Consider the following 19,010-nt stretch of genomic DNA (forward strand, 5'->3'; position numbering starts at 1 on the left):
GCTCGCGCCGGGCTCCTCCGGCCGGCGCCGGGGGGCGTCAGGGGACCGAGGGGCCGCCCAGGTAGCGTCCCCGGCGGTCGTACGGCCAGGCGTTGGCGACGCACCCCTTCAGCCCCTTGATCTGCTGCATCATCGCGGGTGCGGGGCGGCCCGGACCGGGGCAGGTCTCATGGCCGCGGCCGAGCCAGTGGCCCACCTCGTGGTTGATGATCAGGGCCTGGTACTCGGCGACGGGACCGTCGAACTGCGGGGAGCCGAGCAGCCAGCGCCGCAGGTTGACCATGACCTTCTCGCCGCCCCGGCAGTTGACCTCGCCCCCGGTGTTCAGGCCGTACTGGCCGCAGATCCGGTCCGTGGTCGCCGGAGTCGCGATCCGGATCACCATCCCCGCCGAACTGTCGGAGACCTGGCGGAACGCGTGTGCGCCGTCATGGCTCCAGCCGCGCGGGTCGGCCAGGATGGCGGCGATGACCTCGGCGGCCCGGTCGGGGTCGACGCCGGTGCCGTCCTCCACCTCGACCCGGTAGGCGCTGCCCCTGCCGGAGCCGGTGGCCCCCTCCCGGGCGACGGTGAACGTGCCGGGCCCGTAGGCGGGCACGTCCTCGGGCCGCGGTGGGCCCGTCTCCGCAGAGGCGGAGGGGGAGGGGGTCGGGGACGCGGAGGGGGACGCCGACGGGGACGGGGAGACCGGGGGCTTCGAAGGCTGTGCCGGCTTCTCCTCCGGCGCCGTACGGGCCTCTGCGGGCGTGGCGGCCGCCGGGCCGCCCGCCTCCTGCCAGGGGCGTGCGACCAGCAGGGCCGCGCCCGCCACGAGCGTCATCGCCAGGACGGCGAGACCGGCCGTGCGGCGGCGCTGTCGCCGTCTGCGCCGTATTCGGGACCGCGAGCGGGACCGGTTTCGCGTCCGGCCGTCGGGAGAGCCGTCGTGGGAGGGGCCCGCGGTCCTGGACAGCACGCGCAGCCGGAAGGTCTCCTCGTCCCGCTCCGGCTCTCCGTGCCCCGGCGGCAGGGTGCCCGTGGGGCGGCGGCGCGTCATGAGGCGGCCCCGCTCCGCGGCTCAGGGCGGGCTCCGGTGCGAGCGGGCGGCTCCCCGCGCCGCGGACCCCGGGCGGCCGGCGGGCCCGGCCTCCCGCCGACGGTCTGCCGGCGGGACGGCGGGCGCCGGGCCTCCCCGGGGCCGTGGTGCGGCGGCCGGGGGAGGGGCGCCGCACCACCGGGCGGTTCGGTCCGCTCGGCCTCGGTCGGCGGCGGGGAAGATGCGGCGGTGGGGCTGGGCATGGCGGTCCGTGGCTCCGTCGGTTCCGGGAAGGGCGCGGTGGCCGCCCCTGGGCGGTCCCCACCTCTTACTGAGCAAGCGTGTGCCGAAAAGGTTGAAGAATAGTAAAGATCAGTTCGACTGCCTGCGCGGCGGTCTCGAACACGCTCTCCGTGGTGGGCTCCGCCCCCGCTGACGCGCACCGCCACCGGGCGGGGCCGGCCGGGGCCGGGCTGCTTGAATGGGAGGGTGACCCGAGCCTCCCTGGACAAGCAGCCGCACGAAGTCGCCTCGATGTTCGACGACGTGGCGGCCAACTACGACCTGACCAACGACGTGCTCTCGCTCGGCCAGGCCCGGCTGTGGCGCAAGGCGGTCGCGGCGGCGGTCGACGCCCGCCCCGCCCAGAAGATCCTGGACCTGGCCGCGGGCACCGCCACCTCCTCGCAGCCCTTCGTGCGGGCGGGCGCCTACGTGGTGCCGTGCGACTTCTCGCTCGGCATGCTCAGGGTCGGCAAGGAACGCCACCCGTGGATGCCGTTCACCGCCGGCGACGGGACGAAGCTGCCGTTCAGGGACGAGACCTTCGACACGGTCACGATCTCCTTCGGGCTGCGCAACATCCAGGACACCGACGCCGCGCTGCGCGAGCTGTACCGGGTGACGAAGCCCGGCGGCCGGGTCGTCATCTGCGAGTTCTCCCAGCCCACCTGGGCCCCGTTCCGCACGGTCTACACGGAGTACCTCATGCGGGCGCTGCCGCCGACCGCCCGCGCGGTGTCGTCCAACCCGGACGCCTACGTCTACCTCGCCGAGTCGATCCGGGAATGGCCCGACCAGAGCGCCCTCGCCGCACTGCTCCAGAAGGCCGGCTGGTCGAAGGTGGCCTGGCGCAACCTGACCGGCGGCGTGGTGGCCCTGCACCGGGCCACCCGCGCCTGACGCACGTCCGGCGGCTCAGAGCTCCAGCCGGAAGCAGCACGCCTCCCGCCCGCGCGGCGTGGCGTACGACTCGGCCCGCCGCATCCCGAGCCGTTCCGCGACCGCGATCGACCGGGCGTTACGGACGTCGACCAGCGCGACGACCTCGCTCACCCCGGCCGCCCGCACCCGCTCCAGCGTGGTGCGCGCGGCGGCGGTGGCGTACCCGCGTCCCCACGCCGCCCGCCCCAGCCGCCAGCCGATCTCGGTGGCGCCCACCGGCCCGTAGTGCGTGTGCGGCCACGGCTGCGCACCGGTGAAACCGAGCACGGTGTCCCGCTCGTCCGTGACGGTCCACAGGCAGTAGCCGAGCTCCGCGTCGTGCCGCCGCTGCCGTGCGGTGAGCTCCTCGTACGCGGAGAGTTCGGAGCTGCGCCCGCCGAAGTACTCCATGACCTCCGGGTCGTCGAACGTCCGATGCCAGGTCAGGGCGTCCTCGTCCGTCGGAACGCGCAGGCGTATCGCGGGGGCCGAGGCGGGAGGCGAGACAGGTGCTGTCGACATGAGGGAGCCCTTCGAGGGTTGGTCTGCAGGCCCCCATAGACTGCACGGGTCCGGTGCCGCGCGGCATGCGAATTCGAGTCTTCGGGAGATCCGACCGTGAGCGAGCCCCTCTCCGAGCACAGCGCGGACGTGATCGTCGTCGGAGCGGGCCCAGCCGGCTCCGCGACCGCGTACCACCTCGCCAACGCGGGACTCGACGTCCTGCTGCTGGAGAAGACCGCCTTTCCGCGGGAGAAGGTCTGCGGCGACGGTCTCACCCCCCGCGCCACCAAGCAGCTCGTCGCCATGGGGATCGACATCTCCGAGGAGGCCGGCTGGCTGCGGAACAAGGGCCTGCGCATCATCGGCGGCGGCGTACGGCTCCAGTTGGACTGGCCGGAACTCGCCTCCTACCCGGACTACGGGCTGGTCCGCAAGCGCGACGACTTCGACGAGCAGCTGGCCCGCCAGGCGCAGAAGGCCGGGGCCCGGCTGTACGAGCGCTGCAACGTGGGCGCGCCCGTCAAGGACGAGCGCACCGGCCGCATCATCGGCGTCGAGGCCAGGCTCGGCGAGGAGAAGACCCCGGTCACCTTCCACGCCCCCCTCGTCGTCGCCGCCGACGGCAACTCCACCCGGCTCTCCCTCGCGATGGGGCTGCACCGCCGCGAGGACCGCCCCATGGGCGTCGCCGTGCGGACGTACTTCACCTCGCCCCGCCACGACGACGACTACCTGGAGTCCTGGCTGGAGCTGTGGGACCGGCGCGGGGCCGAGGACCGGCTGCTGCCCGGCTACGGCTGGATCTTCGGCATGGGCGACGGCACCTCCAACGTCGGCCTCGGCATCCTCAACTCCTCCTCCGCCTTCAAGGAGCTGGACTGGCGCGAGGTGCTCAAGGCCTGGTGCGCCTCGATGCCGGAGGAGTGGGGGTACACCCCGGAGAACATGACGATGCCGATCCGCGGCGCGGCGCTCCCGATGGCCTTCAACCGGCAGCCGCACTACACCAAGGGCCTGCTGCTGGTCGGCGACGCGGGCGGCATGGTCAACCCGTTCAACGGCGAGGGCATCGCGTACGCCATGGAGTCGGGCCAGATCGCCGCCGACGTCATCGTCCAGGCCCACGCCCGCGCCACCCCCGCGCAGCGCGAACTGGCCCTGAACAACTACCCGAAGGTCCTCAAGGAGACCTACGGCGGCTACTACACGATGGGCCGCGCCTTCGTGAAGCTGATCGGCAACCCGAAGGTCATGAAGGTTGCCACCCAGCGCGGCCTGACCCACCCGCTGTTGATGAAGTTCACGCTCAAGATGCTGGCCAACCTGACCGACCCGACGGGCGGCGACGCCATGGACCGCATCATCAACGGCCTCTCGAAGGTCGCCCCCAAGGCCTGACCCGTACGTGCGGCGCGCGGGGGGCGGCGCGGCCCCCTCCGGGCCGCCGTACGGGCGGGCGCGCGGCGGCCCGCCCGCCCCGGGCCGCCCGCCGCGCAGGACGGGGCCGTCCGGCGGCTCCCCGGCCCCCTCCGTGCCGCCCCGCGCGACCCCGCTCCCGCCCCGGCCGGGGCGTAATCCTCGGCCCCGCACGTGATCGTGTGCGATGATTTGTGCGTCTCCCCCGGTCGTCGGGCTGTTCCCGGACCGGGCCCGCGCCCCGCCCCGCCCCCAGCGGCGGCACGCGGCGCGTACGAATTCTCTTGACGCACGCTCACCCGAACGCAGGCCAGCGGGGTACGGAACAAGCCGATACAGCGCTGCTCGACCCCAAGGACAGACAGCCATGACCACCGCATCCCTGCCCCGGAAGTCCGCACGCCCGGAGACGGCCGTCCCGGACGCCGCCGCGGCGCCCCAGCACCACGGGCTCTTCCTGGAGCCCAGCTTCGCCGCGGACCCGACGGCGACGGACGACGACGAGGACCTGGAGTTCCCGTACGACGCGCCGCCCGCCCCCACCACCTCTGCCAGGGAGCCCGAGCGGACGAACCGCCGCCCCCGCCGCCGCTGACCCCCGCGCCCGGAAAACCGGTGGAGCCCGCGCGGCCCCACCGGTAGGCTCCCCGCCATGTCCAGCCCCGAGTCCGACAGACTCCGGCCGCCGGTGCGCCGGCGGCCGTGTTCCTGCTGAGTGAGCGTCGCCGACCGCCCTTCGGGGCCGCCGGCCGCCCTTCGTACGGTTCTGCCGCCGGATCACCGCGGGTTCCGGGCCGTTCCCCCTCGCGTACGCGCTGACACACCGCCGTACGCGGGGTCCGTGCCCCCGCCGACGACGGCCGGGCACTCCTCCGCGTCGCTCCCCGCCGGCCCCGGCCGACGGGCCCGCGCGGCCCGCATCCCCGCACTTCGGCCTGTCTGTCCACCGACGGTTGTCGTCCAAGGGGCTTCACACCCATGCCATTCGCTGTCTACGTCCTCGGGCTCGCGGTCTTCGCCCAGGGCACCTCGGAGTTCATGCTGTCCGGGCTCGTCTCGGGCATCGCCGCAGACCTGAACGTCTCCCTCTCCGCCGCCGGCCTCCTCACCTCCGCCTTCGCGGTCGGGATGGTCGTCGGCGCGCCCCTGATGGCGCTCTCCAGCCGCACCTGGCCGCGCCGACGGGCGCTGCTGGTCTTCCTCGGGGTGTTCGTCGCCGTCCATGTGACCGGAGCGCTCACCCCGCACTACGGCGTCCTCCTGGCGACCCGGCTCGTCGGGGCCCTGGCCAACGCGGGCTTCTGGGCGGTGGCCCTGACGACGGCGGTCGCGCTCGTCCCCGCCGGGCTGAAGGGCCGGGCCACCGCCGTGGTGGTCGGCGGGGTCACGGTCGCCTGCGTGGTGGGCGTGCCGGCCGGCGCGGTGCTGGGAGAGCAGTGGGGGTGGCGGTCGGCGTTCTGGGCGGTCGCCCTGGTCTCCCTCCCCGCCGCCCTCGCGATCCTCCTCGGCGTCCCGGGCGGCCGGGGGGCCGGGACCGGGCCCGCCCCCGTACGGGACGAGCTGCGCGCGCTCACCGGTCCGCGACTGCGGCCGACCCTGGTCACGATGGCCCTCGTCCAGGGGGCGACCTTCTGCACCTTCTCCTATCTGCAACCGCTCCTCACCCGGGAGACCGGGCTGGGCGCGGGGTGGGTGCCGGCGGCCCTGGCGCTTTTCGGGGCGGGCTCGTTCCTCGGGGTCACGGTGGCGGGCCGGTTCGCCGACGCGCGTCCGGCGGCCGTCATCGCGGTGGGCATGACCGCCCTCGCCCTCGGGTGGGCCGCGCTCGCTCGGACGGCGGGCAGCCCGCTCCTGGCGCTGGCCCTGATCCCGGTTCTCGGCATGCTCGCCTTCGGGACGGGCACCGCGCTCATCACCCGGGTCCTCGGGCTGGCCCCCGGAGCGCCGACGCTGGCCGGCGCGTTCTGCACGACCGCGTTCAACCTGGGGGCGGCGGCGGGCCCGTGGGCGGGCGGGCTGGCCCTGGACGCGGGGCTGGGCTTCCGGGCGCCCGCCTGGGTCAGCGCCCTGCTGACGGCCCTCGCGCTCCTTCTCGCCGCGGGAACGACGGAGGGCCGCCGCTCCCGAGCGGGGGAGCGGCGGCCCTCGGCCGAGGCCACGGGCGCCCGCAGGCGCCCGTGAGCCGGAGACATGTGCGGGTGCGTCAGAGAACGCGGACCGCGCCGGAGGGCCGGTCGTAGTCCATCGAGCGCTGCACCGTGCCGGTGCTGGAGTTCTGCGCACCGACGAACTGGCCGCCGCCCACGTAGATCGCCACGTGGTACGCGCTGCCCGCGCCGCCCCAGTACAGGATGTCGCCGGGCTGGAGGTTGTTCAGGGAGACCTGGGCGCCGGCGGTCGACTGGGACTGCGAGACGCGCGGAAGGTCGACGCCCACCGAGCGGTACGCGGCCTGGACCAGGCCGGAGCAGTCCCACGCGTTGGGGCCGGTGCCACCGGACACGTACGCGTCGCCGACCTGGGCCTTGGCGAACGCCACGACCGATGCCGCGGCGCCGGTGGCGTTCGAGGACGAGGGTGCGGACGAGGGAGCGGAGGCGGAGCTGCTCGAGGAGGAGCTGCCCGAGGAGGCGCCCGCGGAGCCGGAGGAGGCGCTGAGCGTGGTGCGCGCGGCGGTGCGGGAGGCGCGCTCGGCACGCTCCTCTGCCTCCGCCTTCGCCTGCGCTTCCGCGCGGGCCTTGGCGGCGGCTTCGGCCTTCTTCTGGGCCTCGGCCTTGCGGACGGCCTCGGCCTTCGCCTTCTTGGCCTTCTTCGCGGCGCTCTCGGCCGCGGCGTCCTGCTCGGCCTGGGTCTCCAGGTCGAGGGCGACCTGGTGCGTGGCCTGCGCGGAGGCGGCCACGGCGGTGGAGAGCCCCGAGGTGATGGTGGGCATCTCCAGCGTCTGGGCCACCGGCTCGGCCTGAGCCGGACCGGCCGCGCCCGCGACGGCGATGGTGCTGAGGACGCCACCGGCGACTCCGGCGCGCAGCGTCGATGTCGAGGTGCGCTGACGGGGCTTCCGGTGGCTGGGTATGTGAGCGGTGTGGGACATGAGTACTAGCGCTATCAGGGGTGTAGGGGTCCCATCAAGAAACGTGTGTTGCGACACAGTTACGTTCGGAATCTCCGAATCCGCTTTCCAGGGCCCCTTATTGACGCCGTAACGGGCAAAACGGGCAGGTCTGACCAGGCCCGTGATCACGGCCTTTCGGCAATACGCCCGAATTGCCCGCCGCTTACCATCTGTTCACACCGATGGCCAAGCCCCATTTTCTGAGGGGGTGACAGCTGTGGCGCAGGTCACAGTGCGGGTCCGTCGTGGCAGGCAACCCTCGCGGCCGTGTGCGGCGTCGCGTTCCGGCGCGCGACGGGTCGGGGCGGCGGGGCGGGCGGCGGTCGGTCCGGGGTGGGTCCGGAGCGTGATCCGGAAGTTCGTGAATGCGTGCACATGTCCCCCTCGGCTCTCGGCGCCCCTCGTCCGGGTGAGGTTTCGACGGCGGTCCCGGCCGGGGCCGGGGGCCTGCCGGGCGAGGGGCGGTGGCCATATCATCCCCGGCGCATCCACCGCGAATTTGCTTGTACGGGCCTCCTATTGATAGCGCACCACGTCTTTGACCAGCGGTAACGCCGTCGAATGTCACGTCTCGTGATCACTCGGCCGCTTCGCGTACGAAGATCACCGCTCATACGACTTCATGATCCTTCGTCAGGTGGTGGAGATCACAAAGACGTTGTCGCACCCCGTGTCGCAGATCACAGGGTGACGGGCATAGGATGCGGGGCAGTCGGGCTTGTGAACTGCCTCACATGTGCACGATCTTGGTGAGGTGGCGAGCCGGTCGCCCGATGCGGTCCAACGGTCAAGGACGACTGGAAGGAGCGAGGAGCGTGAATGCTTACGCGCCCATCCTCGTGCTCGGCGCCCTCGGGGCAGGGTTTGCGATCTTTTCCGTGGTCATGGCCACGCTTATCGGCCCCAAGCGGTACAACCGGGCAAAGCTGGAAGCGTACGAGTGCGGTATCGAACCCACGCCGACGCCGGCCGGAGGCGGCCGCTTTCCCATCAAGTACTACCTGACGGCGATGCTTTTCATCGTCTTCGACATCGAGATCGTCTTCCTCTATCCCTGGGCGGTCTCCTTCGACGCCCTGGGGATTTTCGGGCTCGTGGAGATGCTGCTCTTCGTGCTCACCGTCTTCGTCGCCTACGCGTACGTCTGGCGTCGCGGCGGCCTGGAATGGGACTGAGGGGCTGAGGGGCACACCATGGGACTCGAAGAGAAACTGCCGAGCGGCTTCGTTCTGACCACGGTCGAACAGGCCGCGGGCTGGGTGCGGAAGTCCTCCGTCTTCCCGGCCACGTTCGGACTCGCCTGCTGCGCCATCGAGATGATGACGACCGGCGCGGGCCGCTACGACCTGGCCCGGTTCGGGATGGAGGTCTTCCGCGGATCGCCGCGGCAGGCGGACCTGATGATCGTCGCGGGACGGGTGAGCCAGAAGATGGCGCCCGTCCTGCGGCAGGTCTACGACCAGATGCCGAACCCCAAGTGGGTCATCTCCATGGGGGTGTGCGCGTCTTCGGGCGGCATGTTCAACAACTACGCCATCGTGCAGGGCGTCGACCACATCGTCCCGGTCGACATCTATCTGCCGGGCTGTCCGCCGCGCCCCGAGATGCTGCTGGACGCCATCCTCAAGCTCCACCAGAAGATCCAGGACTCCAAGCTCGGGGTCAACGCGGAGGAGGCCGCCCGCGAGGCGGAGGAAGCCGCCCTCAAGGCGCTGCCCCTGATCGAGATGAAGGGGCTGCTGCGGTGAACGACCAGAACCACGGCGACGAGCGCGACGACAACGCCGTACCCGCCCCGCGCGAGACCTCCGGCGAGGTCATCGGCGTACGCAGGGGCATGTTCGGCGCGAACAACGGCGGCGACACCTCCGGCTACGGCGGACTCGTGCGCACCGTCGCCCTGCCGGGCGCCTCCTCCCGGCCCTACGGCGGCTGGTTCGACGAGGTGGCCGACGAGCTCGAAGGGGCCCTGGAGGAACAGGACCTGCTCCCCGAGAACGCCATCGAGAAGACGGTCGTCGACCGCGACGAGCTGACCTTCCACATCGCCCGCGAGCACCTGGTCCAGGTCGCCCGAACCCTGCGCGACGACCCCGCGCTGCGCTTCGAGCTCTGCACGGGCGTCAGCGGGGTCCACTTCCCCGGGGACAAGGGCCGCGAGCTGCACGCGGTCTACCACCTGCGCTCCCTCACCCACGGACGGCTGATCCGGGTGGAGGTGTCCGCTCCGGACAGCGACCCGCACGTGCCGTCCCTCGTCGAGGTCTACCCGACCAACGACTGGCACGAGCGCGAGGCGTACGACTTCTTCGGGCTCGTCTTCGACGGGCACCCGGCCCTGACCCGGATCATGATGCCGGACGACTGGCAGGGCTTCCCGCAGCGCAAGGACTACCCGCTCGGCGGCATCGCCGTCGAGTACAAGGGCGCCCAGATCCCGGCTCCGGACCAGCGGAGGTCGTACTCCTGATGACCACTCCCCGTGCAACACCCCGTGCCACGACCGAGGGGACCGTCTACACCGTCACCGGCGGCGACTGGGACGAGGTCGTCGAATCCGCCGCCAAGTCCGACGACGAGCGCATCATCGTCAACATGGGCCCGCAGCACCCGTCCACCCACGGCGTGCTGCGGCTGATCCTGGAGATCGACGGCGAGACGGTCACCGAGGCCCGCTGCGGCATCGGCTACCTCCACACCGGCATCGAGAAGAACCTCGAATTCCGCAACTGGACGCAGGGCACCACCTTCGTCACGCGGATGGACTACCTGACGCCGTTCTTCAACGAGACGGCGTACTGCCTGGGCGTGGAGAAGCTTCTCGGCATCGAGGACCAGGTCCCCGAGCGGGCCACCGTCCTGCGCGTCCTGCTCATGGAGCTCAACCGGCTCGCCTCGCACCTGGTGTGCGTCGCCACCGGCGGCATGGAGCTCGGCGCGACCACGATCATGATCTACGGCTTCCGCGACCGCGAACTCGTCCTCGACCTCTTCGAGCTGATCACCGGACTGCGGATGAACCACGCGTTCGTCCGCCCCGGCGGCCTCGCCCAGGACCTGCCTCCCGGGACGGTCGACCAGCTGCGCGAGTTCGTCAGGACCATGAAGAAGAACCTGCCGGAGTACGACAAGCTCGCCACCGGCAACCCCATCTTCAAGGCCCGGATGCAGGACGTCGGCTACCTCGACCTCACCGGCTGCATGGCGCTGGGCGCGACCGGCCCGGTGCTGCGCTCCGCCGGCCTGCCGCACGACCTGCGCAAGAGCAACCCGTACTGCGGCTACGAGACCTACGACTTCGAGGTCCCCACCGCCGACACCTGCGACTCCTACGGGCGCTTCCTCGTCCGGCTGGAGGAGATGCGCCAGTCGCTGCGGATCATCGAGCAGTGCATCGACCGGCTGGAGCCCGGCCCGGTCATGGTCGCCGACAAGAAGATCGCCTGGCCCGCCCAGCTCGCCCTGGGGCCGGACGGCCTCGGCAACTCGCTCGACCACATCAGGAACATCATGGGCACCTCCATGGAAGCCCTGATCCACCACTTCAAGCTGGTGACCGAGGGCTTCCGGGTCCCGGTCGGGCAGGTGTACACCGCCCTCGAGTCCCCCAAGGGCGAACTCGGCGTGCACGTCGTGTCCGACGGCGGCACCCGCCCCTACCGGGTCCACTTCCGCGACCCGTCCTTCACCAACCTCCAGGCCATGGCGGCGATGTGCGAAGGCGGCCAGGTCGCCGACGTCATCGTCGCCGTCGCGTCCATCGACCCCGTGATGGGAGGCGTCGACCGGTGACCGCATCACGCCAAGACGTCAGTCTGGGGATGCCGCAGCTCCCCCCCGCCCCCTACCCGGCCGAGGTGCGCGCCCGGCTCGACGCGGACGCGAAGGAGGTGCTCGCCCGCTACCCCGGCAGCCGCTCCGCCCTCCTGCCGCTGCTGCACCTCGTGCAGTCGGAGGAGGGGTACGTCTCCCGTACGGGCATCGCCTTCTGCGCGGAGACGCTCGACCTCACCACCGCGGAGGTCACGGCCGTCGCGACCTTCTACACCATGTACCGGCGCAGGGCCGGCGGCGACTACCAGGTCGGCGTCTGCACCAACACCCTGTGCGCGGTGATGGGCGGCGACGCCATCTTCGACACGCTCAAGGAGCACCTCGGGGTCGGCAACGACGAGACGACCGAGGACGGCAAGGTCACCCTCGAACACATCGAGTGCAACGCGGCCTGCGACTTCGCCCCCGTCGTCATGGTCAACTGGGAGTTCTTCGACAACCAGACGCCCGAGAGCGCCACGCGGCTCGTCGACGACCTGATCGCCGGCCGGACCGTCGAGCCCACCCGCGGCGCCCCGCTCTGCTCGTACAAGGAGACCGCCCGCATCCTGGCCGGCTTCCCCGACGAGCGCCCCGGAGCCGTCGAGGCGTCCGGCGGCGCGGGCCCCGCCTCCCTCGTCGGGCTGAAGCTCGCCAAGGGCGAGGCGTCGCCCCGCACCCGCGTCGTCTCTCCGCGCGGCGAACGCGTGAACGAACCGCAGCCGCACGATCCTTCGCCGTCCGAGCACCTCAGCTCGCACGACGCACCGCAGCAGACCTCGGCCTCCGACCCGGAGCACCCGGCCGGGCCCGCAGCCGAGGAGGGGGAGTGATGACCTTGGCCGCCGAGATCGACCACAACGGGACGAGCCCCGAGAAGCTGCTCTCGCCCGTCCTGTCCTCCTTCTGGGACCAGCCCGAGTCCTGGACGCTGGACACCTACCGCCGCCACGAGGGCTACGAGGGCCTGCGCAAGGCGCTCGCCATGGACCCCGACGACCTCATCGCGTACGTCAAGGACTCCGGTCTGCGCGGACGCGGCGGCGCGGGCTTCCCGACCGGGATGAAGTGGCAGTTCATCCCGCAGGGCGACGGCAAACCGCACTACCTGGTCGTCAACGCCGACGAGTCGGAGCCGGGGACCTGCAAGGACATCCCGCTCCTCTTCGCCAACCCGCACAGCCTCATCGAGGGCATCGTGATCGCCTGCTACGCGATCCGCTCGTCGCACGCCTTCATCTACCTGCGCGGCGAGGTCGTCCCCGTGCTGCGACGTCTGCACGAGGCCGTCCGCGAGGCATACGAGGCGGGCTACCTGGGGACGGACATCCTCGGCTCAGGGCTCGACCTGGAACTCACCGTGCACGCCGGCGCCGGCGCCTACATCTGCGGTGAGGAGACGGCGCTGCTCGACTCCCTCGAAGGGCGGCGTGGCCAGCCCCGGCTGCGGCCCCCCTTCCCCGCGGTCGCCGGTCTGTACGCCTGCCCCACTGTGGTGAACAACGTCGAGTCCATCGCCTCGGTTCCCGCGATCCTGAACAAGGGCAAGGACTGGTTCAGGTCCATGGGCAGCGAGAAGTCCCCGGGCTTCACGCTCTACTCGCTCAGCGGCCACGTCACCAGCCCCGGCCAGTACGAGGCCCCTCTCGGCATCACGCTCCGCCAGCTCCTGGAGATGAGCGGCGGCATCCGGGCCGGGCACCGGCTCAAGTTCTGGACCCCGGGCGGCTCCTCCACCCCGATGCTCACAGAGGAGCACCTCGACATCCCCCTCGACTACGAGGGCGTCGGGGCGGCCGGGTCGATGCTCGGCACCAAGGCGCTCCAGTGCTTCGACGAGACGACCTGCGTCGTGCGGGCCGTCACCCGCTGGACCGAGTTCTACGCCCACGAGTCCTGCGGCAAGTGCACACCCTGTCGCGAGGGGACCTACTGGCTGGTCCAGTTGCTCCGTGACATCGAGGCCGGCAAGGGAGAGATGGCCGACCTCGACAAGCTCAACGACATCGCCGACAACATCAACGGCAAGTCCTTCTGCGCCCTCGGAGACGGAGCGGCCTCGCCGATCTTCTCCTCGCTCATGTACTTCCGCGAGGAGTACGAGCAGCACATCACCGGCAAGGGCTGCCCCTTCGACCCCGCCCGGTCCACGGCCTGGGCCGACGACAAGAACGCTCACCGGGGGGTGAACGCATGACAGTCACCACGAGTGCGCCCTCCGGGGGCGGCGAGGCGGCCGTTCCGCCCGAGGACCTCGTCACGCTGACCATCGACGGCGTCGAGATCAGCGTCCCCAAGGGAACCCTGGTCATCCGGGCCGCCGAGCTCCTGGGCATCGAGATCCCGCGCTTCTGCGACCATCCGCTCCTCGACCCGGCCGGCGCCTGCCGGCAGTGCATCGTCGAGGTCGAGGGCCAGCGCAAGCCGATGGCCTCCTGCACCATCACCTGCACCGACGGCATGGTCGTCAAGTCGCAGATCACCTCGCCCGTCGCCGAGAAGGCGCAGAAGGGCGTGATGGAGCTGCTGCTGATCAACCACCCGCTGGACTGCCCCGTCTGCGACAAGGGCGGCGAGTGCCCGCTGCAGAACCAGGCGATGTCGCACGGCGGCTCCGACTCCCGCTTCGACGGCAAGAAGCGGACCTTCGAGAAGCCCGTGCCGATCTCCACCCAGGTGCTGCTGGACCGCGAGCGGTGCGTGCTGTGCGCGCGCTGCACCCGGTTCTCCAACCAGGTGGCGGGCGACCCGATGATCGAGCTGATCGAGCGCGGCGCGCTCCAGCAGGTCGGCACCGGTGTGGGCGACCCCTTCGAGTCGTACTTCTCCGGCAACACCATCCAGATCTGCCCGGTCGGCGCGCTGACCTCTGCGGCGTACCGCTTCCGCTCCCGCCCCTTCGACCTGGTCTCCACCCCCTCGGTGTGCGAGCACTGCGCGGGCGGCTGCGCCACCCGGACCGACCACCGGCGCGGCAAGGTCATGCGCCGCCTGGCGGCCAACGACCCCGAGGTCAACGAGGAGTGGATCTGCGACAAGGGGAGGTTCGGCTTCCGTTACGCCCAGCAGCGTGACCGCCTCACCACCCCGCTGGTCCGGGGCGCCGACGGCGTCCTGGAGCCGGCGAGCTGGCCCGAGGCGCTGGCCGCCGCCGCGGCCGGGCTCCTCGCCGCCCGCGGCCGTACCGGCGTCCTGACCGGCGGCCGGCTGACCGTCGAGGACTCCTACGCGTACAGCAAGTTCGCGCGGGTCGCCCTCGACACCAACGACATCGACTTCCGCTCCAGGGTCCACAGCGCGGAGGAGGCCGACTTCCTGGCCGCCCGCGTCGCCGGACGCGGCCGGGACCTGGACGGCGAGGGGGTCACCTACACCGCGCTGGAGAAGGCTCCCGCGGTCCTGCTCGTCGGGTTCGAGTCGGAGGAAGAGGCCCCCGGGGTCTTCCTGCGGCTGCGCAAGGCCCACCGCAAGAGCGGACAGCGGACCTTCTCGCTCGCCTCGCACGCCACGCGCGGCCTGGTGAAGGCGGGCGGCACGCTGCTGCCCGCCGCCCCCGGCACCGAGACCGAGTGGCTGGACGCGCTCGCGGGCGGCGTCGGCCTGGAGGCCGAGGGGGCCGCGGCCGCCGACGCCCTGCGCGCGGAGAACTCCCTGATCATCGTCGGTGAGCGGCTGGCCGGGGTTCCCGGAGCCCTGTCCGCCGCCGTGCGTACGGCCGCCGCCACCGGCGCACGCCTGGTGTGGATTCCGCGCCGGGCCGGCGACCGGGGCGCGGTGGAGACCGGCGCGCTGCCCTCGCTGCTGCCGGGCGGCCGTCCGGCCACCGACCCGCGGGCCCGGGACGAGGTGGCGCAGCTGTGGCGCGTCGCCGAGCTGCCCTCCCGCCACGGCCGCGACACCGGCCAGATCGTCGAGGCCGCCGCCACCGGCGAGCTGGGCGCGCTGCTGGTCGCCGGTGTCGGGGTCGACGACCTGCCGGACCCGGCCCGCGCACGGGAGGCCCTGGACGGGGTCGGCTTCCTGGTCTCGCTGGAGCTGCGGCCGAGCGAGGTCACCGACCGGGCCGACGTGGTCTTCCCGGTCGCCGCGGTCCCGGAGAAGTCCGGCACCTTCCTCAACTGGGAGGGCCGGGCCCGGATGTTCCGGGCCGCGCTGAAGCCCGAGCAGATGCCCCGGACGCTCGCGCCGACGGACTCCCGTGTGCTGCACATGCTGGCCGACGCCATGGACGTGCACTTCGCGCTGCCGGACCTGACCGCCGCCCGTCGCGAGCTGGACCGGCTCGGCGGCTGGGCGGGCGGGCACGCGGACGACCCGCGCGAAGCGGCGCGGCCGCTGCCCCGGCCCGGTGACGGCGAGGCGGTCCTCGCCGGCCACCGGATGCTGCTCGACCTCGGCCGGCTCCAGGAGGGCGACACCGCCCTCGCCGGGACCCGGCACGCGGCCGTCGCCCGGCTCTCGGCCGCCACCGCCGCCGAGTCCGGCGTCCGGGACGGCGAACTGCTCGCCGTCACCGGGCCGGCCGGCACCGTCGAACTCCCCCTCGTGGTCAGCGACATGCCGGACCGGGTGGTCTGGGTGCCGCTGAACTCGGTCGGGCGCGGCATCCCCGCCGACACCGGCGCGAACCCCGGCGGCCTGGTACGGATCGGCCCCGCCGCCGCACCGGGTGCTCCCGTCGTCCCATCGGAGGTACGAGCGTGACTGGCCTCACCGCACTCACGACGGCGCCCGAACGCGCCGTCCTCGCCGCCGAGGATCTCTCGATGTTCGGCACCGACCCCTGGTGGCTCGTCCTCGTCAAGGCGGTCTTCTGCTTCGCCTTCCTGATGCTGATCGTGCTGTTCTCCATCGTGTGGGAGCGCAAGGTCGTCGCCTGGATGCAGCTGCGGGTCGGCCCCAACCGGCACGGCCCCTGGGGCCTGCTCCAGTCGCTCGCCGACGGCGTCAAGCTGATGCTGAAGGAGGATGTGATCGTCAAGCGCGCGGACAAGGCGGTCTACGTCCTCGCGCCGATCCTGGCGGCGATCCCCGCCTTCATGGCCGTCGCGGTCATCCCCTTCGGCCCGGCGGGCAACGAGGTCTCGATCTTCGGCCAGCGCACCACGATGCAGCTGACCGACCTGCCGATCGCCGCGCTCTACATCCTCGCCGTCGGCGCGGTCGGGGTGTACGGGTTCGTCCTCGGAGGCTGGTCCTCCGGATCGACGTACCCGCTGCTCGGCGGCATCCGCTCCTGTGCCCAGATGATCAGCTACGAGATCGCCATGGGCGCCGCCTTCGCCTCGGTGTTCCTCTACTCCGGGACGATGTCGACCTCGGCGATCGTCGAGGCGCAGGCGGACCGCTGGTACGTCATCCTGCTGCCGCTCTCCTTCATCATCTACATGGTGACGATGGTCGGCGAGGCGAGCCGGGCCCCGTTCGACATGCCGGAGTCCGAGGGCGACCTGGTCGGCGGCTTCAACACCGAGTACAGCTCCATCAAGTTCGCGATGTTCATGCTCGCCGAGTACATCCACATGGTGACCGTGTCGATGATCGCGGTGACGATGTTCCTGGGCGGCTGGCGGGCCCCGTACCCGGTCTCCGCGTTCTGGGAGGGGGCGAACCACGGCTGGTGGCCGATGCTGTGGTTCTTCCTCAAGCTCCAGGTGCTCATCTTCTTCTTCATCTGGCTGCGCGGCACCCTGCCGCGGGTCCGCTACGACCAGCTGATGAAGCTCGGCTGGAAGGTCCTCATCCCGGTCTCGGTGGTCTGGCTGATGCTCGTGGCCACCGTGCGGGCCCTGCGCAACGAGGGCTACGACTTCTCCCGGATCGTCCTGTACGTCGGCGCGGCCGTGATCGCGGTCCTGCTGGTCTCCTTCCTCGTCGACATGTTCCGCGACCGCAGGTCCCGGGCCGAGACGGAAGCGGCCGGACCCGAACCGGCCTTCGACCCCATGGCGGGCGGGTTCCCGGTGCCCCCGCTGCCCGGACAGACCCTGCCCCCGGTGCCCAGGCGCAGCCCGCGGCGGGAGCGGGAGCTCGTTGTCAGTGGTGGGCCGGATACTCAGAGTGACGGAAACGCGAGTGACGGAAAGGAGGCCGGCGGTGTCTGAGAAACCAGAGCTCACGGGCTCATCGGGGTCCGCTGGAGCCTCGGGGGAGCCGGGGGAGAAGTTCCAGAACCCCGTGGCCGGCTTCGGCGTGACCTTCAAGGCCATGTTCAAGAAGCGGCTCACCGAGCAGTATCCGGAGACGCCGAAGGTCACGGCGCCCCGCTTCCACGGCCGCCACCAGCTCAACCGTCATCCGGACGGCCTGGAGAAGTGCGTCGGCTGCGAGCTGTGCGCCTGGGCCTGCCCGGCGGACGCCATCTACGTGGAGGGCGCGGACAACACCGAGGAGGAGCGCTACTCCCCGGGCGAGCGCTACGGCCGCGTCTACCAGATCAACTACGCGCGCTGCATCCTGTGCGGTCTGTGCATCGAGGCGTGCCCCACCCGGGCGCTGACGATGACCAACGAGTTCGAGCTGGCCAACACCACCCGCGAAAGCCTCATCTACACCAAGGACGAGCTGCTCGCGGGCCTGGAGGAAGGCATGGTCGACAGCCCGCACGCGATCTACCCGGGCATGGACGAACAGGACTACTACCGGGGCGTGGTCACCGAGGCCGCCCCCGGCACGGCTCGCCAGAGGGCCGTGTCCAAGGGGGAGGGCGAGGGCGAGGAGCCCGAAGCCTCCGTGGTCATCACCGAGGACGGGAACGCCCGGCAGGACAAGGGGGTGGGCGCGTGAACACGCTGGCCGCAGCCACCGCCACCTCGACCGGCGAGGCCGTCCAGTTCTGGATTCTGGGCACCGTCGCCGTGATCGGCGCGCTCTCCACGGTCCTGATGAAGAAGTCCGTGCACAGCGCCCTGTCGCTCGCCGGGACCATGGTGGTCCTGGCCGTCTTCTACCTCGCCAACGGGGCGTACTTCCTCGGCATCGTCCAGGTCGTCGTCTACACCGGCGCCATCATGATGCTGTTCCTCTTCGTCGTCATGCTCGTCGGCGTCACCGCGGCGGACTCCCTCAAGGAGACCCTCAAGGGGCAGCGCTGGATGGCCCTGGGCTGTGCCCTCGGCTTCGGCATCCTGCTGATCGCGGGCATCGGCAACGCCTCCCTGTCCACGTTCAACGGGCTCGGAGCGGCCAACGCCCGGCACGGCGGCAACGTCGAGGGCCTCGCCAACCTCATCTTCACGAAGTACGTCTTCGCGTTCGAGATCACCGGCGCCCTCCTCATCACCGCGACCGTCGGCGCGATGGTGCTCACCCACCGGGAACGCACCGAGCGGGCCAAGACCCAGCGAGAGATGTCCGAGGAGCGCGTCCGCGGCAAGCACCTCCCGCCGCTGCCCGCCCCCGGCGTCTACGCCCGGCACAACGCGGTGGACATCGCGGGGCTGCTGCCCGACGGCACGGCGTCCGAGCTGACCGTCATGAAGACCCTGCGCGAGCGCGGCCAGATCCGCGACGTCTCGCAGAAGTCCCTCGCCGACCTCAAGGCCCTGGAGCAGCGCTCCGGGGAGCGGCTCGACCGTGAGGACGCGGACGTCGTGGCCCGGGGCGCCGCCCCCGGTCCCGCGGCGGAGAACTCGGAGGCCGCTCAGTGAACCCGGTCAACTACCTCTACCTCGCGGCCCTGCTGTTCGCGATCGGCGCCTCCGGGGTGCTGATCCGGCGGAACGCGATCGTGGTGTTCATGTGCGTCGAGCTGATGCTCAACGCCTGCAATCTGGCGCTCGTCACGTTCTCCCGGATGCACGGCAACCTCGACGGGCAGATCGTCGCGTTCTTCACGATGGTCGTCGCCGCCGCGGAAGTCGTCGTCGGACTCGCGATCATCGTGTCGCTGTTCCGCTCCCGCCACTCGGCCTCGGTCGACGACGCCAGCCTGATGAAGCTGTAAGG

18 protein-coding genes are annotated in these 19,010 nt (G+C 71.7%); 15 read left to right on the forward strand and 3 right to left on the reverse strand.

Features of this window, described 5'->3' with window-relative positions:
* Positions 1-37: 37 nt before the first annotated feature.
* Positions 38-1,036: a DUF3152 domain-containing protein gene (locus V9U70_RS06975; RefSeq protein WP_336673591.1), complete on the reverse strand. Its 999-nt coding sequence runs from the start codon at positions 1,034-1,036 to the stop codon at positions 38-40.
* A 468-nt stretch (positions 1,037-1,504) separates the two neighbouring features.
* On the opposite strand from V9U70_RS06975, the gene V9U70_RS06980 reads away from it, so the two are divergent.
* Positions 1,505-2,197 (forward strand): demethylmenaquinone methyltransferase, encoded by a 693-nt coding sequence (locus V9U70_RS06980; RefSeq protein ID WP_336673592.1) that lies wholly within the window; start codon positions 1,505-1,507, stop codon positions 2,195-2,197.
* Positions 2,198-2,212: 15 nt separating this feature from the next.
* Here V9U70_RS06980 and V9U70_RS06985 read toward each other — a convergent pair whose 3' ends face one another.
* Positions 2,213-2,740, reverse strand: coding sequence for a GNAT family N-acetyltransferase (locus V9U70_RS06985; protein ID WP_336673593.1), 528 nt, complete (start codon positions 2,738-2,740; stop codon positions 2,213-2,215).
* A gap of 96 nt (positions 2,741-2,836) precedes the next feature.
* Here V9U70_RS06985 and V9U70_RS06990 point away from each other — a divergent pair, with 96 nt between their 5' ends.
* The 3 genes from V9U70_RS06990 to V9U70_RS07000 all read left to right on the forward strand — a co-directional run bounded on the left by V9U70_RS06990 (position 2,837) and on the right by V9U70_RS07000 (position 6,319).
* Positions 2,837-4,120 (forward strand): geranylgeranyl reductase family protein, encoded by a 1,284-nt coding sequence (locus tag V9U70_RS06990; protein ID WP_336673594.1) that lies wholly within the window; start codon positions 2,837-2,839, stop codon positions 4,118-4,120.
* A gap of 385 nt (positions 4,121-4,505) precedes the next feature.
* The gene (locus V9U70_RS06995; RefSeq protein ID WP_336673595.1) at positions 4,506-4,733 is read left to right on the forward strand and encodes a hypothetical protein; all 228 of its coding nucleotides are present in this window, start codon (positions 4,506-4,508) and stop codon (positions 4,731-4,733) included.
* A 383-nt stretch (positions 4,734-5,116) separates the two neighbouring features.
* Positions 5,117-6,319, forward strand: coding sequence for a Cmx/CmrA family chloramphenicol efflux MFS transporter (locus V9U70_RS07000; RefSeq protein WP_336673596.1), 1,203 nt, complete (start codon positions 5,117-5,119; stop codon positions 6,317-6,319).
* Positions 6,320-6,341: 22 nt separating this feature from the next.
* On the opposite strand, the gene V9U70_RS07005 is transcribed toward V9U70_RS07000, so the two are convergent.
* Positions 6,342-7,229 carry a C40 family peptidase gene (locus V9U70_RS07005; RefSeq protein ID WP_336673597.1) on the reverse strand — a complete coding sequence of 296 codons (888 nt, stop codon included), beginning with the start codon at positions 7,227-7,229 and terminating at the stop codon, positions 6,342-6,344.
* An 836-nt stretch (positions 7,230-8,065) separates the two neighbouring features.
* Between V9U70_RS07005 and V9U70_RS07010 the strand changes: the two genes are divergently transcribed.
* The 11 genes from V9U70_RS07010 to nuoK are packed head-to-tail and all read left to right on the forward strand — an operon-like array spanning position 8,066 to position 19,008.
* Complete coding sequence (locus V9U70_RS07010) at positions 8,066-8,425, forward strand: NADH-quinone oxidoreductase subunit A (protein ID WP_003967084.1); 360 nt, start codon at positions 8,066-8,068, stop codon at positions 8,423-8,425.
* 18 nt (positions 8,426-8,443) lie between these two features.
* On the forward strand, positions 8,444-8,998 hold the full coding sequence (locus tag V9U70_RS07015) for a NuoB/complex I 20 kDa subunit family protein (protein ID WP_336673598.1): 555 nt from the start codon (positions 8,444-8,446) through the stop codon (positions 8,996-8,998).
* Entirely contained in the window at positions 8,995-9,720 is a 726-nt protein-coding gene (locus V9U70_RS07020) for an NADH-quinone oxidoreductase subunit C (protein WP_336673599.1), read from the forward strand. The genes V9U70_RS07015 and V9U70_RS07020 overlap by 4 nt, the downstream gene beginning before the upstream one ends.
* Positions 9,720-11,042: an NADH-quinone oxidoreductase subunit D gene (locus tag V9U70_RS07025; RefSeq protein ID WP_336673600.1), complete on the forward strand. Its 1,323-nt coding sequence runs from the start codon at positions 9,720-9,722 to the stop codon at positions 11,040-11,042. Before V9U70_RS07020 ends, V9U70_RS07025 begins: the two co-directional genes overlap by 1 nt.
* Positions 11,043-11,071: 29 nt before the next feature.
* Positions 11,072-11,896: an NADH-quinone oxidoreductase subunit NuoE gene (nuoE, locus tag V9U70_RS07030; protein ID WP_336673601.1), complete on the forward strand. Its 825-nt coding sequence runs from the start codon at positions 11,072-11,074 to the stop codon at positions 11,894-11,896.
* Positions 11,896-13,260, forward strand: coding sequence for an NADH-quinone oxidoreductase subunit NuoF (nuoF, locus tag V9U70_RS07035; RefSeq protein WP_336673602.1), 1,365 nt, complete (start codon positions 11,896-11,898; stop codon positions 13,258-13,260). Before nuoE ends, nuoF begins: the two co-directional genes overlap by 1 nt.
* The gene (locus V9U70_RS07040) at positions 13,257-15,767 is read left to right on the forward strand and encodes an NADH-quinone oxidoreductase subunit G (RefSeq protein ID WP_336673603.1); all 2,511 of its coding nucleotides are present in this window, start codon (positions 13,257-13,259) and stop codon (positions 15,765-15,767) included. The genes nuoF and V9U70_RS07040 overlap by 4 nt, the downstream gene beginning before the upstream one ends.
* On the forward strand, positions 15,764-17,167 hold the full coding sequence (gene nuoH, locus V9U70_RS07045) for an NADH-quinone oxidoreductase subunit NuoH (protein WP_336673604.1): 1,404 nt from the start codon (positions 15,764-15,766) through the stop codon (positions 17,165-17,167). Before V9U70_RS07040 ends, nuoH begins: the two co-directional genes overlap by 4 nt.
* Positions 17,160-17,849 (forward strand): NADH-quinone oxidoreductase subunit NuoI, encoded by a 690-nt coding sequence (gene nuoI / locus V9U70_RS07050; protein ID WP_336673605.1) that lies wholly within the window; start codon positions 17,160-17,162, stop codon positions 17,847-17,849. Before nuoH ends, nuoI begins: the two co-directional genes overlap by 8 nt.
* Positions 17,846-18,712, forward strand: a complete 867-nt coding sequence (locus V9U70_RS07055) for an NADH-quinone oxidoreductase subunit J (protein ID WP_336673606.1) — start codon at positions 17,846-17,848, stop codon at positions 18,710-18,712. The genes nuoI and V9U70_RS07055 overlap by 4 nt, the downstream gene beginning before the upstream one ends.
* Positions 18,709-19,008, forward strand: a complete 300-nt coding sequence (gene nuoK / locus V9U70_RS07060) for an NADH-quinone oxidoreductase subunit NuoK (RefSeq protein ID WP_007451729.1) — start codon at positions 18,709-18,711, stop codon at positions 19,006-19,008. Before V9U70_RS07055 ends, nuoK begins: the two co-directional genes overlap by 4 nt.
* The last annotated feature ends 2 nt before the right edge of the window (positions 19,009-19,010 follow it).

The sequence above is a fragment of the Streptomyces pratensis genome (assembly GCF_037137275.1).
Lineage (GTDB): Bacteria > Actinomycetota > Actinomycetes > Streptomycetales > Streptomycetaceae > Streptomyces > Streptomyces pratensis_B.

What these genes read in the sequence shown, in the direction of transcription:
- V9U70_RS06995 (WP_336673595.1), top strand. Translation starts at nt 4,506, where the DNA reads ATGACCACCGCATCCCTGCCCCGGAAGTCCGCACGCCCGGAGACGGCC.
- nuoF (WP_336673602.1), top strand. Translation starts at nt 11,896, where the DNA reads ATGACCTTGGCCGCCGAGATCGACCACAACGGGACGAGCCCCGAGAAG.
- V9U70_RS06975 (WP_336673591.1), bottom strand. Translation starts at nt 1,036, where the DNA reads ATGACGCGCCGCCGCCCCACGGGCACCCTGCCGCCGGGGCACGGAGAG.
- V9U70_RS07025 (WP_336673600.1), top strand. Translation starts at nt 9,720, where the DNA reads ATGACCACTCCCCGTGCAACACCCCGTGCCACGACCGAGGGGACCGTC.
- V9U70_RS07015 (WP_336673598.1), top strand. Translation starts at nt 8,444, where the DNA reads ATGGGACTCGAAGAGAAACTGCCGAGCGGCTTCGTTCTGACCACGGTC.
- nuoE (WP_336673601.1), top strand. Translation starts at nt 11,072, where the DNA reads ATGCCGCAGCTCCCCCCCGCCCCCTACCCGGCCGAGGTGCGCGCCCGG.
- V9U70_RS07005 (WP_336673597.1), bottom strand. Translation starts at nt 7,229, where the DNA reads ATGTCCCACACCGCTCACATACCCAGCCACCGGAAGCCCCGTCAGCGC.
- V9U70_RS07000 (WP_336673596.1), top strand. Translation starts at nt 5,117, where the DNA reads ATGCCATTCGCTGTCTACGTCCTCGGGCTCGCGGTCTTCGCCCAGGGC.
- V9U70_RS06985 (WP_336673593.1), bottom strand. Translation starts at nt 2,740, where the DNA reads ATGTCGACAGCACCTGTCTCGCCTCCCGCCTCGGCCCCCGCGATACGC.
- V9U70_RS07040 (WP_336673603.1), top strand. Translation starts at nt 13,257, where the DNA reads ATGACAGTCACCACGAGTGCGCCCTCCGGGGGCGGCGAGGCGGCCGTT.